Origin of the sequence: Nocardioides sp. JS614 (genome assembly GCF_000015265.1) — a bacterium.
Classification (GTDB): domain Bacteria; phylum Actinomycetota; class Actinomycetes; order Propionibacteriales; family Nocardioidaceae; genus Nocardioides.
In genome coordinates, this window is record NC_008699.1 from 450681 (window position 1) to 467283 (window position 16603).

The following is a 16603-nucleotide window of genomic DNA, read 5'->3' on the forward strand; positions in this document are numbered from 1 at the left end:
GGCCAGCCGCACAACCGCCAGACCGAGTCGAGGGGAAGCCGCGTGGTCCGACGGGTCCGTCTCGGGCGCCGCGATGCGTCCCGGCGCGCCCGCAGGTGGGCGGGCCCGCCGCCGCTGCTGCTCGTCGCCACGCTGATCGGCTTCCTGGTCGCGCCGCTGGTCGGTCACCAGCCCGAGCCGCCGCCGGCGGCGCGGATCGCGGCCCACGTCACCGCCCCGGGCGCCCGCGACTCGGTGCTCACGGCGTCGCCCACGCACCCGCGGGCGGTCGCCGACCGGCCGCCGCGCCAGCGGGTCCTGAGTGCCGCGCCCTCCCGTGCCGGGCACGCCGCGGGCGCGGGCCTGCGGCCGGTGCGGCTCAAACGCGTGCACATCGGCGTCGCGAGCATGAACATGTACCGCAAGCTGAGCCCGGCGCAGGCCGCACACGACGCCCGCCGGCTGACCCGCCGGCCCGGCCTGGACGTGGTGGGCTGGCAGGAGGCCGACCGGTTCGGCCGGGTGCTCCACTCGCTGCCGGGCTGGGACACCAAGACCTTCCCGTTCGGCCGCCGCAACTCCGAGATCGCGGTCTCCTGGCGGCGCTCGGAGTTCGCGCTGGTCTCGGCTCGCCAGCGTCAGGTCGCGCAGGGTGTGAGCTGGCGGGACGGCCGCTACCCGTTCGGCAACCGGATGGTCGGCGTGGTCACCCTCCGGCACCGCGACACCGGCCGGCTGCTGACCGTGGTCGACGCGCACCTGCCGCAGGCCATCGAGGACCTGTCGCGCCCCGGGCGGTGGACGCCGACGATCAACGCCTACCGGGCCCGCAACCAGCTGGCCCGGATCGCGACGACCTGGCGCTCCGCCCCCGGCCGGTGGGTGGTCGGGACCGGCGACTACAACTTCGACGCGCGCGCCGACGCGCGGCACCGGCCCCGGGGCGGCCCGCGCCGGGCCCTGGCCGACACCGCGGTGTCGTCGTACCAGGCGCTGGGCGCCGACGTGGCGCCGACGTTCCCCTCGAACGGGCGCCGGATCGACTACGTGTACGTCGACCGCGCGGCCTACCGGGCCGAGCAGATGCGGTTCACGGGCCAGTGGGTGGTCGGCGGCTTCGCGAGCGACCACAACGCGCTGGTGACCCGGCTCGTGCTCAGCTGACCGCCACCCGGGGGCCGACCCGGGCCTGGGCCCAGCGCACCAGCGGCGCCAGGTGCGCAGCGGCGGCGCGCCCGTCGTCGGTGAGGGAGTACTCCACGTGCGGCGGCACCACCGGCAGCGCGGTACGCCGTACCAGCCCGTCGGCCTCGAGCACCTGGAGGGTCTGGATCAACATCTTCTCGCTGACCCCGGCGATCTCGCGCTTGAGCTCGCTCCAGCGCAGCGTCCGGTCGTCGAGCGTGAGCAGCACGAGCACGCCCCACTTGCTGGTCACGTGCTCGACGAGCAGGCGGGTGTCGGGGCAGTCGGTGTCGAGCTGGAGGTCGCGGACGAACGGCACGACACCGAACCTTACCCGAAGGTGGGTACCCCACTTCAAAGTCAGTACTGGTTGCTGGGAAGGTGTCGGAGTCCGCGGTGGTTCAGGGGAACGACACCAGCACCCACCTTGGAAGGCCAGACCATGTCGATCGTCATCACCGGAGCCACCGGCCACCTCGGCCGCCTCGTCGTCGAGGCGCTGCTCGCGCGGGGAGCGGAGGGGATCGTGGCCACCGGCCGGTCCGTCGAGCGGCTCGCCGACCTCGCCGACCGGGGCGTGCGGGTCGAGCGACTCGACTTCGACGACGTCCCCGAGTCCGTGGACTGGCTGGGCGCGGGCGACGTGCTGCTGCTGGTCTCCGGCAGCGAGGTGGGGCAGCGGCTCCCGCAGCACCGCGCGGTCGTCGACCTCGCGGTCCGCGCCGGCGTACGCCGGATCGCGTACACGAGCGCGCCCGCTGCCGACGACACCACGCTCGCCGTCGCGCCCGAGCACGCGGCCACCGAGGCGATGATCCGCGAGAGCGGGCTGCCGTTCACGTTCCTGCGCAACGGCTGGTACACCGAGAACTACCTGCCCACCTTCGCGCAGGCGCGGGAGAGCGGGCTGGTCATCGGGAGCGCTGGTGAGGGCCGCGTGGCGAGCGCGCCGCGCTCGGACTTCGCCGAGGCCGCGGCGGTCGTGCTCACCACCGACGGCCACGAGGGCGCGGTCTACGAGCTCTTCGGCGACGCCGCCTGGACCTACGGCGAGCTCGCGGCGACCTTCGCGGACGTGCTCGGCCGCGAGGTGACCTACCGCTCGCTCACCCCGGAGGCGCATCGGGAGGCCCTGCTGGCCGCCGGTCTCGACGAGGGGACCGCCGGCTTCGTGGTCGCCCTCGACCAGGACATCGCCGCCGGGCTGCTCGGCCTCTCGACCGGGCACCTCGCGAAGCTGCTCGGCCGGCCCACGGTGCCGCTGCGCGACACGGTCAGCACCTGGGCCGCCCAGGACTGAGCTGCCCAGGACTGAGCTGCCCAGGACTGAGCTGCTCGGGGCTGAGTCGCTCGGGGCTGAGTCGCTCGGGGTGGAGCCGCCCGATCACGACGTTGCCGTCGACGTCCGCGGCCGACGCGACGGTGACGTCGAGGCCCGCCGCGACGACGTGGGCGGCGGCCAGGTCGCGCTGGGCGGCGCTCGTCTCCACGAGCACCCGGCCACCGGGGGCGAGCCACGGCCGCGCCCCGGCGATCACCCGCCGGGCGACCTCGAGACCGTCCGCGCCGCCGTCGAGCGCCACCCGGTGCTCGTGGTCGCGCGCCTCGGGCGGCATCGTCGCGATGGCGCCGGTCGGGACGTACGGCGCGTTTGCGACCACGACCGCCACCCGCCCGCGCAGCTCGCCCGGCAGCGCGTCGTACAGGTCGCCCTCGTGGACCCGGTCGGGCGGCAGGTTCCGTCGGGCGCAGCGCACCGCGGCCGGGTCGATGTCCGCTGCGTGCACCTCGGCGCCCGGGACCGCCGCGAGCAGTGCCACGCCGATGGCGCCGGTGCCGCAGCACAGGTCGACGGCGAGGTCGCCCGGCTCGAGCGCCCGGATCGCCCGGCGGGCCAGCAGCGTGGTGCGCAGCCGCGGCACGAACACCCCGGGCTCGACCGCGACGCGCAGCCCGAGGAACTCCGCGAACCCGAGCACCTGCTCCAGCGGCTCGCCGGCGACCCGGCGCGCGACCATCGCCGCCAGCGCGGCCTCGTCCCCGGCCTCGCGGGCGAGCAGCGCAGCCTCGTCCTCGGCGAACACGCACCCGGCGGCCCGCAAGGTCGCGACGAGGGCGTCGTCGGGAGCGGGACCGGCCATGGTCGATGATGCTGCCATGCCGAGCGTCAGCACCCAGATCACCTGGATCGTGGTCGGGTACGCCGCGCTCGTCGCCGTCCTGGCGGTGGTGGCCGCCCGGCGTGGCGAGCGCCCCGGCTGGCTCGACCAGATGGCGTGGATGCTCGAGGTGCTGCTCCTCGTGCGCGCGCTCGCGGGCCTGGGTCCCCTGCTGGGCGATGACCGACCCGACTCGACCTCGACGTACGTCGGCTACCTGTTCGCCTCGGTGTGCGTGCTGCCGATCGCGATGCGCTCGGTCGCGGGGGACCGGGCGGCCTGGTCCTCCGCCGTGGTGGCCGTGGCCGCGGTCGCGGTCGGGGTGGTCGCCGTACGCCTGCAGATGACCGCATGAGCGGCGATCGACGCAGCGGCCCGCACCAGGTGCTGCTGGCCCTCTACGCCCTGTTCACCCTGGCCGCCGGCGCCCGGTCGATCGTGCAGCTGACCACGCAGTACGACGAGGCGCCGGTCGCGTACTGGCTCTCGCTGGGCGCGGCGGTGACCTACGCCCTCGGGTGGTTCGCGATCCGGCAGGCGTCGGCCGGGCACACCGGCTTCGCGAGCGTGATGCTCCGGGTGGAGCTCGGCGGGGTCGTCGGGGTCGGGACGCTGAGCCTGGCCGTGCGCGACTGGTTCCCCGACGCCTCGGTCTGGTCCGACTACGGTATCGGCTACGGCTTCGTGCCGGCGGCGCTCCCCGTCGCGGGGCTGCTCTGGCTGCGCCGGCAGAAGCGGCCGGCCCTCGCCGCTGACTGAAACGTGTTCTAGATTGCCGTCATGACCGCCGACGTCTTCGCCCCGACCACCCTGGGTCCGGTGCGGCTGCGCAACCGGACGGTGAAGGCGGCGACCTTCGAGGGCCGGGCGCCGCACGGGCAGGTGACCGACGAGCTGATCGACTACCACCTCGCGGTGACCCACGGCGGCGTCGGGCTGACCACCGTCGCCTACCTCGCGGTCGCGCCGGAGGGGCGCACGCACCGCGAGCAGATCGTCGTGGGCGAGCCGACGCTCGCGGGGCTGACCCGGCTCGCGGACGCGATCCACGAGTCGGGTGCCGCGATCGCGGGTCAGGTCGGACACGCCGGGCCGGTGGCCAACGGCCGCTCGAACGGCGTCAAGGCGATCAGCGCCAGCCGGATGCCGAGCCCGCTGTCGATGCAGCTGATCCGCTCGGCGACCGAGGCGGACCTGACCCGGGTCACCAAGGCGTACGTCGCCGCCTCGCGGCTGCTGGTCCGGGCCGGCTTCGACGTGCTCGAGCTGCACATGGCCCACAGCTACCTGATCTCCTCCTTCCTCGCGCCCGGGCTGAACCGCCGCAAGGACGGCTGGGGCGGCTCGCTGGCGAACCGAGCGCGGCTGGGCCGCCAGGTCGCCCGCGCCGTACGTGACGAGATCGGGTCGGACGCCGCGATCACCGCGAAGGTCAGCGTCGGCGACGGGTTCCGCGGTGGCGTGACGACCGACGAGGGGATCGAGTACGCGCAGCTGCTCGAGGCCGACGGCACCCTCGACGCGCTGCAGCTCAGCGGCGGCTCGTCGCTCATGAACCCGATGTACCTGTTCCGCGGCGAGGCCCCGGTCCGGGAGTTCGCGGCCACGATGCCGCTCGTCGTCCGTCTCGGGATGAAGACCCCGGTGGGCCAGAGCTTCCTCAAGGCCTACCCGTTCGAGGAGGCGTACTTCCGGGAGAAGGCGCTGCGGTTCCGGGAGGCCGTGTCGATGCCGCTGATGCTGCTCGGCGGCATCAACCGGCTCGCGACCATGGAGCAGGCGATGGCCGAGGGCTTCGACTTCGTCGCCATGGGCCGCGCCCTGCTCCGCGAGCCCGACCTGGTCGACCGACTCCAGTCCGGCCGAGCCACCGCCGGCGTGTGCATCCACTGCAACCGCTGCATGCCCACCATCTACTCCGGCACTCGCTGCCCGGTGATCGCCCCCGAGCCGGCCTGAGCCGCCCCGCGCTGGCCTGGCGGTTTCCCCGGTTCACCGGGGATGTTGGAACTTCTGGCCCGAAGTTTCGGCCCAACAGTTCCGGTTTCCCCGGTTAACCGGGGAAACCGACGGCGCCGGACGACGCGAGGCCGCCCGCCTCGCCCTTCCCACGGATCTAGAACATGTTCTAGATTGCCCGCATGGTCTCCACAGGTTCGGCCACCGAGCGCACGCCACCTCGCCCGCCGCTGAGGGTCGTCGTCTGGTCCACCGGGACCGTCGGACGGCACGCGATCGCGGGCATCGACGCCCATCCCGACCTCGAGCTGGTCGGGGTGTGGGTCTCCAACCCGGACAAGGCCGGCAAGGACGCCGGCGAGCTGGCCGGCCTCGGCCGTGAGCTGGGGGTGTGCGCCACCACGGACAAGCAGCAGCTGCTGGCGCTGCGACCCGACGCGATCGTGCACACCGCGATGACCGACGACCGGGTCTTCGAGGCGATCGACGACCTCGTCGACTTCCTCGAGGCGGGCGTCAACGTCACCTCGAGCGGGCCGGTGCTGCTGCAGTGGCCGGAGCAGATCCTGCCGCCCGAGCTGATGGAGCGGATCACCAAGGCCGGTGAGCGCACCGGCGCCAGCCTGCACGTCAACGGCATCGACCCCGGCTTCGCCAACGACGTGCTGCCGCTGACCCTGACCAGCCTGAGTCAGCGCATCGACGAGGTGCGGGTGATGGAGATCTGCGACTACTCGACCTACTACCAGCCGGTCGTCATGAACGACCTGTTCGGGTTCGGCAAGCCGATGGACCAGCCCGGGTTCCTGTTCGCACCCGGCGTCTTGTCCATGGCCTGGGGCAGCGTGGTCCGGCAGCTCGCGGCCGGCCTCGGGATCACCCTGGACGAGCCGCTGACCGAGGACGTCGACCGCCGGCCCGCGGAGGTCGACACGACGAGCGTCTCGGGGGACGTCGCCGCCGGCACCATGGGCGCGGTCCGGTTCCAGGTGATCGGCAAGGTCGACGGCGTCCCGCGCGTCGTGCTCGACCACATCACCCGGACCGCGCCGGACCAGGTGCCCGAGTGGCCGACGCCGCCGGACGGCGACGGCTGCTACCGGGTCGTCGTCACGGGCGAGCCGTTCCTGCAGCTCGACCTCACCCACCACGGGGAGAACGGCGACCACAACGTCTCGGGGATGATCGTCACCGCCCAGCGGATCGTGAACGCCGTCCCCGCGGTCGTCGCATCCCCCGGCGGGCTGGTCACCGCGCTCGACCTCCCGCTCGTGACCGGTACGGGCCTGGTGAGCCGCGCATGAGCCACTTCGCCCCCCGAGATCGCTCGCTGCGCTCCCGATTCCGCGGAGGCCCCGAATGATCCTCGACCGCTTCTCGACCGAGGGCCAGGTCGCGATCGTCACCGGCGCCGGCCGCGGCCTCGGCGCCGCCACCGCCGTCGCGCTCGCCGAGGCCGGCTCGGACGTGCTGATCTCCGCCCGCACCGAGCGCCAGCTCGACCAGGTCGCCGAGCGGATCCGGGCCACCGGCCGGCGCGCGCTCGTGGTCGCCGCGGACCTCAGCGACCTCGACGCGGTCGCCGGCCTCGCGCAGACGGCGTACGACGAGCTCGGCCGGCTCGACACGGTCGTGAACAACGTCGGCGGCACGTTCCCGAACGCGTTCCTCGACACCAGCAACGAGTTCCTCAACGAGGCGTTCGCCTTCAACGTCACCACCGCGCATGCGCTCACCCGCGCGGCGGTGCCGCTGATGCTGAGGGACGCCGGATCGGTGGCGGACGCGCAGAAGAGCGTCGTCACGATCAGCTCGATGATGGGCCGCACCGCCGATCGCGGCTTCATCGCCTACGGCACCGCCAAGGCCGCGCTCGCGCACTGGACGAGGATGGCGGCCCAGGACCTCGCGCCGCGGATCCGCGTCAACGGCATCTACGTCGGGTCGATCATGACCAGCGCGCTGGAGTACGTCGCCGGCCGGCCGGAGCTGATGAGCCAGCTCGAGACGAAGACCCCGCTCGGGCGCGTCGGCGAGCCCGAGGACATCGCGGCCGGCGTCGTCTACCTCGCCTCGCGGGCCGGGCAGTATGTGACCGGCAAGCTGCTCGAGATCGACGGCGGCATCCAGCAGCCGACCCTCGACCTCGGGTTCCCCGACGTCGGGTCGTAGGGTCCGTGCGTGACGCCATCCACCTCCCCAGCCTCCACGCCGACGGCGTTCGCCGTCTCGCCCGACTCCGGCGAGCACTGGAGCAAGGCGGGAGCCTGGCAGGTCGCCGACGGCATCCACCGGATCCCGCTGCCACTGCCGATGGACGGGCTCAAGGCGATCAACGTCTACGTGATCGAGAGCGCCGACGGGCTGACCCTGATCGACGGCGGCTGGGCGATCGACGTCGCCCGCGACCTGCTGGAGCGGTGCCTGCGCCAGGTCGGCTACGGGTTCGGCGACATCCGCCGGTTCCTGGTCACCCACGTCCACCGCGACCACTTCACGCTCGCCACCGTGCTCGGCCACGAGTACGGCGCGGACGTGGCGCTCGGCCTCGGCGAGAAGCCGGCCCTGGACCTGCTCAACGACCGGCTCCTCGACGAGAGCCCGTTCCTCGACGTGCTGCGCACGGCCGGCGCGAACGCGATCGCGGACCTCTGGGCGGCCGGCGGCGAGCGCCCGGACCCGGCGATGTGGCTGCTCCCCGACACCTGGCTCGAGGGCGACCACGAGATCGAGGTCGGCGTCCGCACGCTCGACGCGGTCCACACGCCCGGGCACACCCCGGGGCACTACGTCTTCGCCGAGCAGGCGGCCGGGCTGCTGTTCGCCGGTGACCACGTGCTGCCGACGATCACCCCGTCGATCGGCTTCACGGTCCCGCCGACGCCCGACCCGCTCGGCGACTTCATGGCCTCGCTGACCAAGGTGCGCGCGCTGCCCGACCTGAAGGTGCTCCCGGCGCACGGTCCGGTGGCGCCGTCCTCGCACGCCCGCGCCGACGAGCTGCTCTCCTTCCACGACCGGCGCCTCGAGCAGAGCCTGGCCGCGATCGCCGAGGAGCCGGGCACCGGGTTCACGGTCGCCCACCAGCTCGCGTGGACGCGGCACGAGAAGGCGTACGACGAGCTCGACCTGTTCAGCCAGGGCATGGCCGCGATGGAGATCAAGGCGCACCTCGAGCTGCTCGTCGCCCGCGGTCAGGCGACCCGCGCGGACACCCCCGAGGGCGTGCTGTTCTCGGCGGTCCCCGCCGGAGCGCCCGGCGAGGACACCCTCAGCGGCTGAGCCGCATCGGGGTGTGCGGGATCCCGTCCTCGAGGAACTCCGGGCCCGACACCTCGAACCCGAACGTCGCGTACCACGGCGCCAGCGGCGACTGCGCGTCGAGCACCACGTCGCGGTCCTTGCACACCTGGAGCGCGGTCTGCACCAGTGGGTCGGCCAGGCCCTGGCCGCGGACCGCTCGGTCCAGCACCACCCGGCCGATCCGCCAGACCGCCTGGCCGTCGCGCTCCTCGTCGAGCACCCGGGCGTAGCCGAGGAGGGTGTCGTCGTCGCGGAGCAGCACGTGACGGGTGTCCGGCTCGTCGTCGCGGCCGTCGAGGTCGGGGTAGGGACACTCCTGCTCGACGACGAACACGTCCTGGCGCAGCCGCCAGACGGCGTACGCCGTCGGGGCGTCCAGGGCGGTGAACGGGCCGGCGGTGATCGTGATCATCGGAGGAACTCCATCGTGCGTCGGCGGGCCTCCCGGGCCTCCGGGATGAACGGCAGCAGCGGGTAGACGTGGATCAGGTCGTGGACCTCGACGTAGGTGAGGTCCCAGTCGGCCTGCTCGGCCCGGCGGGCCAGCAGCCGGCAGCCGGGTGTGAGCGTGTCGCGGGTGCCGCAGAACATCAGCGCCGGCGGCAGCCCGCCGAGCTCGGCCAGCGCGGGGCTCACCTCGGGACGGCCCAGGTCCTCGGTGGATCCGGCCCACCAGGCGGCGTACGCCTGCAGCTTGCCGAGGAACAGCCAGGGGTCGCGGACCGTGAACGACTCGGTCTCCGGCGTCGCGGTGGTCAGGTCCACCCACGGGGAGTGCAGCAGCAGCCGCGCCGGCTGCGGGCCGCCGCGGTCGCGCAGCGTCTGGGCGATCGCGAGCGCGTAGCCGCCGCCCGCGGAGTCGCCGGCGAGCACCAGCTGGTCGGAGTCGCCGACCCACCGGCCGGTGAGGTCGGCGATGGCCGCGTGCGAGTCCCGCCAGGTGTGCTCGGGCGCCAGGGGGTAGTCCGGCAGCACGATCCGGGCGTGGAGGTCGGTGGCCAGGCGGCACAGGTAGCGGACGTGGAAGGGGTCGATCGGGGCCACGTAGCCGCCGCCGTGGAGGTAGACCACGGTGCGTCGCGGATCGGTCCCGCGCGGGGTGACGACGTACGACGCGAACTCGCCGGACCGGCCGGTGAGCACCTCGGTGACCACGGAGAACCGCTTCGCGAATCCCGGCGTCACGCGGGTCGGCAGCCGCCGTGCGAGCCGCGCGTGCCAGCGCTCGATCCGGGCCCGCTCCGCCTCCGGGGTGCCCAGGTCGCGCGAGCGACGCAGCCTCGGGACGACCCACGCGAGCGCCTCGTGGCGGCGGCTGGGGCTCATGGCTCGCAGCCTCCCACAGCGGGGGTTGTCACAGCGGCGCGGTGGCCGGTGTCTGGTGGGTGACGGACCGAGACGAGTCCACGAAGGAGAGAGCAGATGCCCAGCACGTTCCGCATCCCGAAGGCCACGATCACCGGCCTGTACGGCAAGGTGGTCTCGGCGTACGCCCGCCGCACGTTCGGGGAGATCCCTGACGGCCTCTACGTCTACTTCCACCACAAGCCGCTGATGAGGGCCGTGGTCGGCTTCGAGGGCAAGGTCGCGAAGTGGGGCGCGCTCGACCCCACGCTGAAGTCCTACGCCGAGCTGGCCAGTGCCGGGACCATCGGCTGCAGCTGGTGCCTGGACTTCGGCTACTTCAAGGCGCACGACGAGGGCGTGGACCTGGCGAAGGTCAGCGAGGTCCCGCGGTGGCGGGAGTCCGACGTGTTCACGCCGCTGGAGCGCGAGGTCCTCGAGTACGCCGAGGCGATGACCGCCACGCCGCCGACCGTCACCGACGCGATGGTCGCGCGGCTCGTGGAGCAGCTCGGCACCCCCGCCGTCGTCGAGCTGACCCAGATCGTGGCCCTGGAGAACATGCGCTCGCGGTTCAACTCCGCCGCGGGCCTGCAGAGCCAGGGATACTCGGATGTGTGCGAGCTGCCGCTCGCCGTACCGTCGGGAGACGTGAGGCCCGCATGAACGCCACCGATTCCACCGACGTCTTCGTCGACCACCGCAACCTGCTCTTCACGGTCGCCTACGAGATGCTCGGCTCGGCCGCGGACGCCGAGGACGTGCTGCAGGAGACCTGGCTGCGCTGGGTCGAGGTCGACCGCGAGGAGGTGCGCGAGGCGCGCGCCTACCTGGTGCGGATCGCCACCCGGCTCGCGCTGAACCGGATGCGCACGAACGCCCGGCGCCGGGAGTCGTACGTCGGACCGTGGCTCCCCGAGCCGCTGCTCACCACCCCGGACGTGGCGGAGGACGTCGAGCTCGCCGACAGCGTCTCCCTGGCGATGCTCACGCTGCTCGAGACGCTCGGCCCGACCGAGCGCGCGGTGTTCGTGCTGCGCGAGGTCTTCGACTTCGGCTACGACGAGATCGCGGCCGCGGTCGACAAGACGCCGGCCGCCGTACGCCAGATCGCGCACCGCGCCCGCGGACACGTCGCCGAGCGGCGGCCGCGGGCCGAGGCCACCCGCTCCGAGCGGGAGCACGTGATGGCGACGTTCCTCGCTGCGGTCGCGACCGGCGACATCCAGAGCCTGATGGACGTGCTCGCCCCCGACGTCGTGCTGGTCACCGACGGCGGAGGGGTCAAGAAGGCCGCGCTCCGCCCGATCCTGGGCCGTGACAAGGTGGTCCGCTTCCTCGGTGCGGTCTCCGAGGGCCTCGACGCCGTCGCCGACGTGGTCGTCGTCAACGGCGCTCCCGCGCTGCGGATCGTGCTGGACGGCGAGCTCGACACGGTCGCCTCGATGGTCGTCGAGGACGGCCTGGTCACCGGCCTCTACGTCGTACGCAACCCGGCCAAGCTGGCCCGGCTCGACGCCGTCGTCACTCTGACCCGTTGACCCCGGTTCGGCCAGCCGCGCAGCTGTAACGCCCGTTTACCCCACCTACCGCCGCCGCTGCAGCACGCTCGGGACAAGGGGTAAACGGGCGTTACAGCGAGCAGCGGGGGTCGGTGGCAGGACCGGCCCCCGGGACCCGGCCTGGGGGGACTACAGTTTGGACAAACGCAGGGGAGCACGCCTCAACAACGTGCTGAGAGTGCGGATCCGCCGCAGACCCTATGAACCTGATCCGGTTAGCACCGGCGAAGGGAGTCGGAAGATGAGACCCATCCATGCCCTGGCGCCACTGGCACCGCTCGTCGCGCTCGCCCTGGCGGCGACCGGCTGCTCGACCATCGGAAACGGCTCGTCCGGCGACGAGTCGACGGCCAGCCCGGGCGGCGAGCCCGGGCGGGTCGTGCTGGTCACCCACGAGTCGTTCTCGCTGCCCAAGCCGCTGATCAAGCAGTTCGAGCAGCAGTCCGGCTACGACCTGGTGGTCCGCGCGTCCGGCGACGCCGGGATCCTCACCAACAAGCTGGTGCTGACCAAGGGCGACCCGCTCGGCGACGTGGCGTTCGGCATCGACAACACCTTCGCCTCGCGGGCGCTCGACGAGGGCGTGTTCGCGCCGTACGACGCTCCGCTGCCGGACGGCGCCGACCAGTACCGGTTGCCGGGTGACGACGAGCACGACCTCACGCCGATCGACAACGCCAGCGTGTGCGTGAACGTCGACGACACCTGGTTCGCCGACCACCATCTCGCCCCGCCGAAGACCCTGGACGACCTGGCCGCCCCGGAGTACCAGGGCCTGTTCGTCACCCCGGGCGCGGCCACCAGCTCGCCCGGCCTGGCGTTCCTGCTGAGCACGATCGCGGCGTACGGCGAGGACGGCTGGCAGGACTACTGGGCGCGGCTGATGGAGAACGGGACCAAGCTGACGGCCGGCTGGTCCGACGCCTACGAGGTCGACTTCACCCAGGGCGGCGGCCAGGGTGACCGGCCGATCGTGCTGTCCTACGACTCCTCGCCGGCGTTCACCGTCGCCGACGGGGAGTCGTCGACGAGCGCCCTGCTCGACACCTGCTTCCGCCAGGTGGAGTACGCCGGCGTGCTGGACGGTGCCGCGAACCCCGCCGGCGCCGAGCAGCTGGTCGACTTCCTGCTCTCGCCGGAGGTGCAGGCCGCACTGCCCGAGAGCATGTACGTGTTCCCGGTCGACTCCTCGGTCCAGCTGCCGAAGGAGTGGGCCCGGTTCGCGAAGCAGCCGAGCGACCCGTTCTCGGTGGACCCCGCGTCGATCGACGAGCACCGCGACGAGTGGCTGCGCGAGTGGACCGACGTGACCTCTCGATGACCGGCACCGCGCGGACGGGGTGACGGGCAGGCCATGAGGCGCTCGCTCGAGCTGGTCGGGCTCGCGGCGCTGCCGCTGGCCGTGCTCGGCGTGTTCTTCCTGCTCCCGGTCAGCGGCATGGTCTCCGAGGGCTTCGTCACCGACGGCCGCTTCGACCCGGGTGGGGTGCTCGAGGTGCTCGGCCGGCCCCGGGTGCACCGGGTGCTGTGGTTCACGGTCTGGTCCTCGACGGTCGCGACCCTGCTCGCCGTGCTCCTCGGCCTGCCCGTGGCGCACCTGCTGCACCGGCGCCGGTTCTGGGGCCGGCGGGCGCTGCGCTCGCTGCTGCTGGTGCCGTTCGTGCTGCCGACGGTGGTGGTCGGGGTCGCGTTCCGCGAGCTGATCGGCGAGGCCGGGCCGTTGGGCTTCCTCGGCCTGGACGGCTCGGCCGTGGCCATCGTCGCCGGCCTCGTGTTCTTCAACGTGGCGGTCGTGATCCGGGCGGTCGGCGCCGCCTGGGAGTCCCTCGACCCGCGGCCGGCGGAGGCGGCCGCGGCGCTCGGTGCGGGGCCGGCCCACGTCTTCCGGACCGTCACCCTGCCCGCGCTGCGCCCGGCGATCGTCAGCGCCGCCAGCGTGGTCTTCCTCTTCTGCGCCACCGCGTTCGGCGTGGTGCTCACCCTGGGCGGGCTGCGCTACTCCTCGGTCGAGACCGAGATCTACCTGCTCACCACGAACCTGCTCGACCTCCAGGCCGCGGCGGCGCTCTCGATCCTCCAGCTGCTCGCGATCACGGCCCTGCTGGTGGTGACCGGCCGGTTGCGCGCCGTACCCGACCCGGCTCTGGCCCGCTCCACCCGGCGCCCGCCGCGGCCGGCGCCCGGCGACTGGCCCGGCCTGGTCGCGACCGGCCTGGTGCTGCTGCTGGTGGGGGCGCCGGTGGCCGCCCTGGTCGCCGGCTCGCTGCGGGTCGGCGACGCGTGGAGCCTGGGCAACTACCGCGCGCTGACCGGCGAGGGCACGCAGCACGCCCTGCTCGCCTCCGCGACCGACGCGCTCGTCACCTCGCTGCGCACCGCCGTCGACGCCACCTGGATGTCGCTGTCCCTGGGCGTGCTGGTCACCGTGGTGGTCACCCGCCGGTCGCGCACGCGGGGTGAGCGCCGGGCGCGCGGCCTGCTGGACGGGCTGTTCATGCTCCCGCTCGGGGTGTCCGCGGTGACGCTCGGCTTCGGGTTCCTCATCACCCTCGACCGGCCGCCCCTCGACCTGAGGGACTCACCGCTCCTGGTCCCGATCGCGCAGGCGCTGGTGGCGCTGCCGCTCGTCGTCCGGACCCTGGTGCCGGTGCTCGGTGGCATCGACGACCGCCAGCGGCAGGCCGCCGCGTCGCTCGGTGCCGGCCCGTTGCGTACCTTCGCCACCGTGGACCTCCCCGCCATGTGGCGGCCGCTGACCGCCGCGGCCGGCTTCGCGTTCGCGGTGTCGCTCGGTGAGTTCGGGGCGACCTCGTTCCTCGCCCGGGAGGACCACCCCACGCTGCCGATCGTGATCTACCACCTGATCGGGCACCCGGGTGCGATGAACTACGGCATGGCCCTCGCCGCGTCCGTCGTCCTCGCCACCACGACCGCGCTCGTGATGCTCGCCGTCGACCGGCTGCGGGTGCCGTCGGTGGGGGCGTTCTGATGCTGGCCCTGGACCACCTCAGCGTCTCGTACGACGGCGTGCCGGCTGTCGTCGACGCGACGCTGGAGCTCGCGGACGGGCACGTCCTCGCGGTCCTGGGGCCGAGCGGCTCGGGCAAGTCGACGCTGCTGCGCGCGGTGGCCGGGCTCGAGCCGGCCGTCGCCGGGCGGATCTGCTGGGACGGTGCCGACCTCGCCCACGTCCCGACCCACAAGCGCGGGTTCGCGCTGATGTTCCAGGACGGGCAGCTGTTCAACCACCTCACGGTCGCCCGCAACATCGGCTACGCGCTGCGGCTCCGGCGTACCCCCCGGGCCGCGGAGCGGGTCGCCGAGCTGCTCGCCCTGGTCGGGCTCGAGGGGTACGCCGAGCGCCTCCCGGCGACCCTGTCCGGTGGCGAGCGCCAGCGGGTGGCGTTGGCCCGCTCGCTCGCGGTCGCCCCGCGGCTGCTGCTGCTCGACGAGCCGCTGTCGGCACTCGACGCGGGGCTGCGTGAGCGGCTCGCCGTCGACCTGCGTGAGATCCTGCGTGCGGCCGGGACCACCGCGCTGATGGTCACCCACGACCAGGAGGAGGCGTTCGCGGTCGCCGACCGGCTGGCGGTGATGCGCGCCGGCCGGATCGTCCAGCAGGGCGAGATCGCCGAGGTCTGGCGGGCGCCGGCCGACCCCGAGACCGCGCTCTTCCTCGGGTACGCCCGCGTCCTGGAGGGCAGCGCCGCGGCCGCGCTCCTGCAGGCGGCCGGGCTGCCCGTCGCCCCGGCGGTCGCCGTACGCCGCTCGGCGCTCGTGGTCGCCGACGGTGCCGAGGCCGGGCCCCTCCGCGGCGCGGTCGTGTCGGCACGAGCGACTCCGGAGCTGATCCGCCTGGTCGTCGACGTGGACACGATCGGCGAGGTCGACGCGGTGGCCCGGCTGGGCACGCACCCCGGACCCGGCGACCCGGTCCGGCTGAGCGTGGACCCCAGTCGCTTGGCCCCGACGCCGACCGGGCGGTGACCGGGCACCGACCTCGACCGGTTGCCTACACTGACCCCCGTGTATCGCCGTGCCTATGCCCTGCTCGTGGGGAACGCCGTGGTCATGGGCGTGCTGGCGATCATCGTCGCGATCGTCTACGACAAGCGCCTGATCGACCCGGAGGGCAGCTTCCTCGGGCCGTCCTGGCTGCGGCTGCCGCTGCTGCTGTTCGGGGCGCTGCTGCTGGACCTGCTGCCGCGGACCCTGTGGTTCTCCAAGATGGACCCGCGACTGATGCCCGGGATCGTGCGCGAGCGCTGGCGGACCCACTGGAACCGGGAGCGGCTGACCCTGGTGGCGCTCGGGATCGTCTGCTTCTACGTCGTCTACGTCAGCTACCGCAACCTGAAGTCGTTCCTGCCGTTCGTGCGCGACGTCATGTACGACCGGGAGCTGCACTACCTCGACCGGGCACTGCTGTTCGGCCACGACCCGGCGCACGTGCTCCACGGGCTCCTCGGCGAGGGCTTCATGGCCTGGCCGCTGTCCTACATCTACCTGTGGTTCCTGCCGCTGGTGCCGCTCGCGGTCACCGCGTGGCTCGTCTGGTCGCGCAACCTGTCCTACGGCTACTGGTTCGTGACCTCGCAGTGCATCGCGTGGTCCCTGGGCACGGCGTCGTACTACGCGCTGCCGACGCTCGGCCCCGGCCTGGAGTACACCTGGCTCTACGACAGCCTGCCGACCACCCCGACGAGCAGGTTGATGGAGTCGCTCGCCTACGGGCGCAACAACGTCTACTGGGGTGTCGTCCAGGACGCCGTGCAGTCGGTGGCGGGCTTCGCGAGCCTGCACGTCGCGATCACGCTGCTGGTCGCGCTGATGATCCAGTACACCGTGCGCTCCCGGGCCCTGAAGTGGATCTTCTGGGTGAACTTCGGGGTCACCGTCATCGCCACCCTCTACTTCGGCTGGCACTACCTCGCCGACGACGTCGCCGGGGTGATGATCGCGTTCGTCTCCTTCTACGTCGGCGGGCTGGCCAGCGGTCAGAAGTTCGACAAGCACGGCCTCGCCTCGCACCCCACGACGACGACCTCCGCCGTCCCCGTCGACCGCTGACCTCCTCCTTCCCGACTCGACGTGATCGAGCCGCGCCCGCCC

General features: G+C 73.1%; 18 protein-coding genes and 1 riboswitch. Of the genes, 14 read left to right on the forward strand and 4 right to left on the reverse strand.

Translation table 11 applies throughout. From position 1 onward, the window contains the following. Window positions 1-42: 42 nt before the first annotated feature. The gene (locus NOCA_RS03540; protein ID WP_011753912.1) at window positions 43-1143 is read left to right on the forward strand and encodes an endonuclease/exonuclease/phosphatase; all 1101 of its coding nucleotides are present in this window, start codon (window positions 43-45) and stop codon (window positions 1141-1143) included. On the opposite strand, the gene NOCA_RS03545 is transcribed toward NOCA_RS03540, so the two are convergent. Next, window positions 1136-1483 carry a winged helix-turn-helix transcriptional regulator gene (locus tag NOCA_RS03545; protein ID WP_011753913.1) on the reverse strand — a complete coding sequence of 116 codons (348 nt, stop codon included), beginning with the start codon at window positions 1481-1483 and terminating at the stop codon, window positions 1136-1138. The genes NOCA_RS03540 and NOCA_RS03545 overlap by 8 nt on opposite strands. 123 nt (window positions 1484-1606) lie before the next feature. Here NOCA_RS03545 and NOCA_RS03550 point away from each other — a divergent pair, with 123 nt between their 5' ends. After that, complete coding sequence (locus NOCA_RS03550) at window positions 1607-2464, forward strand: SDR family oxidoreductase (protein WP_011753914.1); 858 nt, start codon at window positions 1607-1609, stop codon at window positions 2462-2464. Here NOCA_RS03550 and NOCA_RS03555 read toward each other — a convergent pair. Beyond that, entirely contained in the window at window positions 2439-3305 is an 867-nt protein-coding gene (locus NOCA_RS03555) for a putative protein N(5)-glutamine methyltransferase (protein WP_041547063.1), read from the reverse strand. The genes NOCA_RS03550 and NOCA_RS03555 overlap by 26 nt on opposite strands. A gap of 16 nt (window positions 3306-3321) precedes the next feature. On the opposite strand from NOCA_RS03555, the gene NOCA_RS03560 reads away from it, so the two are divergent. The 6 genes from NOCA_RS03560 (at window position 3322) to NOCA_RS03585 (ending at window position 8564) form a co-directional block, all read left to right on the forward strand. Next, on the forward strand, window positions 3322-3678 hold the full coding sequence (locus NOCA_RS03560) for a hypothetical protein (protein WP_083768051.1): 357 nt from the start codon (window positions 3322-3324) through the stop codon (window positions 3676-3678). Further along, window positions 3675-4082 (forward strand): hypothetical protein, encoded by a 408-nt coding sequence (locus NOCA_RS03565; protein WP_011753917.1) that lies wholly within the window; start codon window positions 3675-3677, stop codon window positions 4080-4082. The genes NOCA_RS03560 and NOCA_RS03565 overlap by 4 nt, the downstream gene beginning before the upstream one ends. A gap of 21 nt (window positions 4083-4103) precedes the next feature. Next, a complete protein-coding gene (locus NOCA_RS03570) occupies window positions 4104-5282 on the forward strand; it encodes an oxidoreductase (protein ID WP_011753918.1) in 1179 nt (392 codons plus the stop codon). Window positions 5283-5464: 182 nt separating this feature from the next. Further along, on the forward strand, window positions 5465-6586 hold the full coding sequence (locus NOCA_RS03575) for an NAD(P)H-dependent amine dehydrogenase family protein (protein WP_011753919.1): 1122 nt from the start codon (window positions 5465-5467) through the stop codon (window positions 6584-6586). A gap of 55 nt (window positions 6587-6641) precedes the next feature. Further along, on the forward strand, window positions 6642-7454 hold the full coding sequence (locus NOCA_RS03580) for an SDR family oxidoreductase (RefSeq protein ID WP_011753920.1): 813 nt from the start codon (window positions 6642-6644) through the stop codon (window positions 7452-7454). A 9-nt stretch (window positions 7455-7463) separates the two neighbouring features. After that, window positions 7464-8564 (forward strand): MBL fold metallo-hydrolase, encoded by a 1101-nt coding sequence (locus NOCA_RS03585; RefSeq protein ID WP_011753921.1) that lies wholly within the window; start codon window positions 7464-7466, stop codon window positions 8562-8564. Here the strand turns inward: NOCA_RS03585 and NOCA_RS03590 are convergent. Then, entirely contained in the window at window positions 8554-8997 is a 444-nt protein-coding gene (locus NOCA_RS03590; protein ID WP_011753922.1) for a GNAT family N-acetyltransferase, read from the reverse strand. The two genes, NOCA_RS03585 and NOCA_RS03590, sit on opposite strands and share 11 nt — an antisense overlap. Continuing rightward, entirely contained in the window at window positions 8994-9911 is a 918-nt protein-coding gene (locus NOCA_RS03595) for an alpha/beta hydrolase (RefSeq protein WP_011753923.1), read from the reverse strand. Before NOCA_RS03595 ends, NOCA_RS03590 begins: the two co-directional genes overlap by 4 nt. A gap of 96 nt (window positions 9912-10007) precedes the next feature. On the opposite strand from NOCA_RS03595, the gene NOCA_RS03600 reads away from it, so the two are divergent. The 6 genes from NOCA_RS03600 to NOCA_RS03625 all read left to right on the forward strand — a co-directional run bounded on the left by NOCA_RS03600 (window position 10008) and on the right by NOCA_RS03625 (window position 16561). Then, the gene (locus NOCA_RS03600; RefSeq protein WP_011753924.1) at window positions 10008-10595 is read left to right on the forward strand and encodes a carboxymuconolactone decarboxylase family protein; all 588 of its coding nucleotides are present in this window, start codon (window positions 10008-10010) and stop codon (window positions 10593-10595) included. Next, a complete protein-coding gene (locus NOCA_RS03605) occupies window positions 10592-11470 on the forward strand; it encodes an RNA polymerase sigma-70 factor (protein WP_011753925.1) in 879 nt (292 codons plus the stop codon). Before NOCA_RS03600 ends, NOCA_RS03605 begins: the two co-directional genes overlap by 4 nt. 159 nt (window positions 11471-11629) lie before the next feature. After that, a riboswitch (TPP riboswitch) is annotated at window positions 11630-11742 on the forward strand. Then, complete coding sequence (locus tag NOCA_RS03610; RefSeq protein ID WP_011753926.1) at window positions 11733-12812, forward strand: thiamine ABC transporter substrate-binding protein; 1080 nt, start codon at window positions 11733-11735, stop codon at window positions 12810-12812. (Overlaps the previous riboswitch by 10 nt.) A 33-nt stretch (window positions 12813-12845) precedes the next feature. Then, window positions 12846-14480, forward strand: coding sequence for an ABC transporter permease (locus NOCA_RS03615; protein ID WP_011753927.1), 1635 nt, complete (start codon window positions 12846-12848; stop codon window positions 14478-14480). Next, entirely contained in the window at window positions 14480-15478 is a 999-nt protein-coding gene (locus tag NOCA_RS03620; RefSeq protein WP_011753928.1) for an ABC transporter ATP-binding protein, read from the forward strand. The genes NOCA_RS03615 and NOCA_RS03620 overlap by 1 nt, the downstream gene beginning before the upstream one ends. A 39-nt stretch (window positions 15479-15517) precedes the next feature. Beyond that, window positions 15518-16561, forward strand: coding sequence for a phosphatase PAP2 family protein (locus NOCA_RS03625; RefSeq protein ID WP_140403787.1), 1044 nt, complete (start codon window positions 15518-15520; stop codon window positions 16559-16561). The last annotated feature ends 42 nt before the right edge of the window (window positions 16562-16603 follow it).

Bases quoted from the DNA above. Each gene is read 5' to 3' on its own strand.
- NOCA_RS03595 (WP_011753923.1), bottom strand. From the start codon at position 9,911: ATGAGCCCCAGCCGCCGCCACGAGGCGCTCGCGTGGGTCGTCCCGAGG.
- NOCA_RS03560 (WP_083768051.1), top strand. From the start codon at position 3,322: ATGCCGAGCGTCAGCACCCAGATCACCTGGATCGTGGTCGGGTACGCC.
- NOCA_RS03580 (WP_011753920.1), top strand. From the start codon at position 6,642: ATGATCCTCGACCGCTTCTCGACCGAGGGCCAGGTCGCGATCGTCACC.
- NOCA_RS03565 (WP_011753917.1), top strand. From the start codon at position 3,675: ATGAGCGGCGATCGACGCAGCGGCCCGCACCAGGTGCTGCTGGCCCTC.
- NOCA_RS03610 (WP_011753926.1), top strand. From the start codon at position 11,733: ATGAGACCCATCCATGCCCTGGCGCCACTGGCACCGCTCGTCGCGCTC.
- NOCA_RS03570 (WP_011753918.1), top strand. From the start codon at position 4,104: ATGACCGCCGACGTCTTCGCCCCGACCACCCTGGGTCCGGTGCGGCTG.
- NOCA_RS03620 (WP_011753928.1), top strand. From the start codon at position 14,480: ATGCTGGCCCTGGACCACCTCAGCGTCTCGTACGACGGCGTGCCGGCT.
- NOCA_RS03590 (WP_011753922.1), bottom strand. From the start codon at position 8,997: ATGATCACGATCACCGCCGGCCCGTTCACCGCCCTGGACGCCCCGACG.
- NOCA_RS03555 (WP_041547063.1), bottom strand. From the start codon at position 3,305: ATGGCCGGTCCCGCTCCCGACGACGCCCTCGTCGCGACCTTGCGGGCC.
- NOCA_RS03615 (WP_011753927.1), top strand. From the start codon at position 12,846: ATGAGGCGCTCGCTCGAGCTGGTCGGGCTCGCGGCGCTGCCGCTGGCC.
- NOCA_RS03605 (WP_011753925.1), top strand. From the start codon at position 10,592: ATGAACGCCACCGATTCCACCGACGTCTTCGTCGACCACCGCAACCTG.
- NOCA_RS03600 (WP_011753924.1), top strand. From the start codon at position 10,008: ATGCCCAGCACGTTCCGCATCCCGAAGGCCACGATCACCGGCCTGTAC.
- NOCA_RS03550 (WP_011753914.1), top strand. From the start codon at position 1,607: ATGTCGATCGTCATCACCGGAGCCACCGGCCACCTCGGCCGCCTCGTC.
- NOCA_RS03575 (WP_011753919.1), top strand. From the start codon at position 5,465: ATGGTCTCCACAGGTTCGGCCACCGAGCGCACGCCACCTCGCCCGCCG.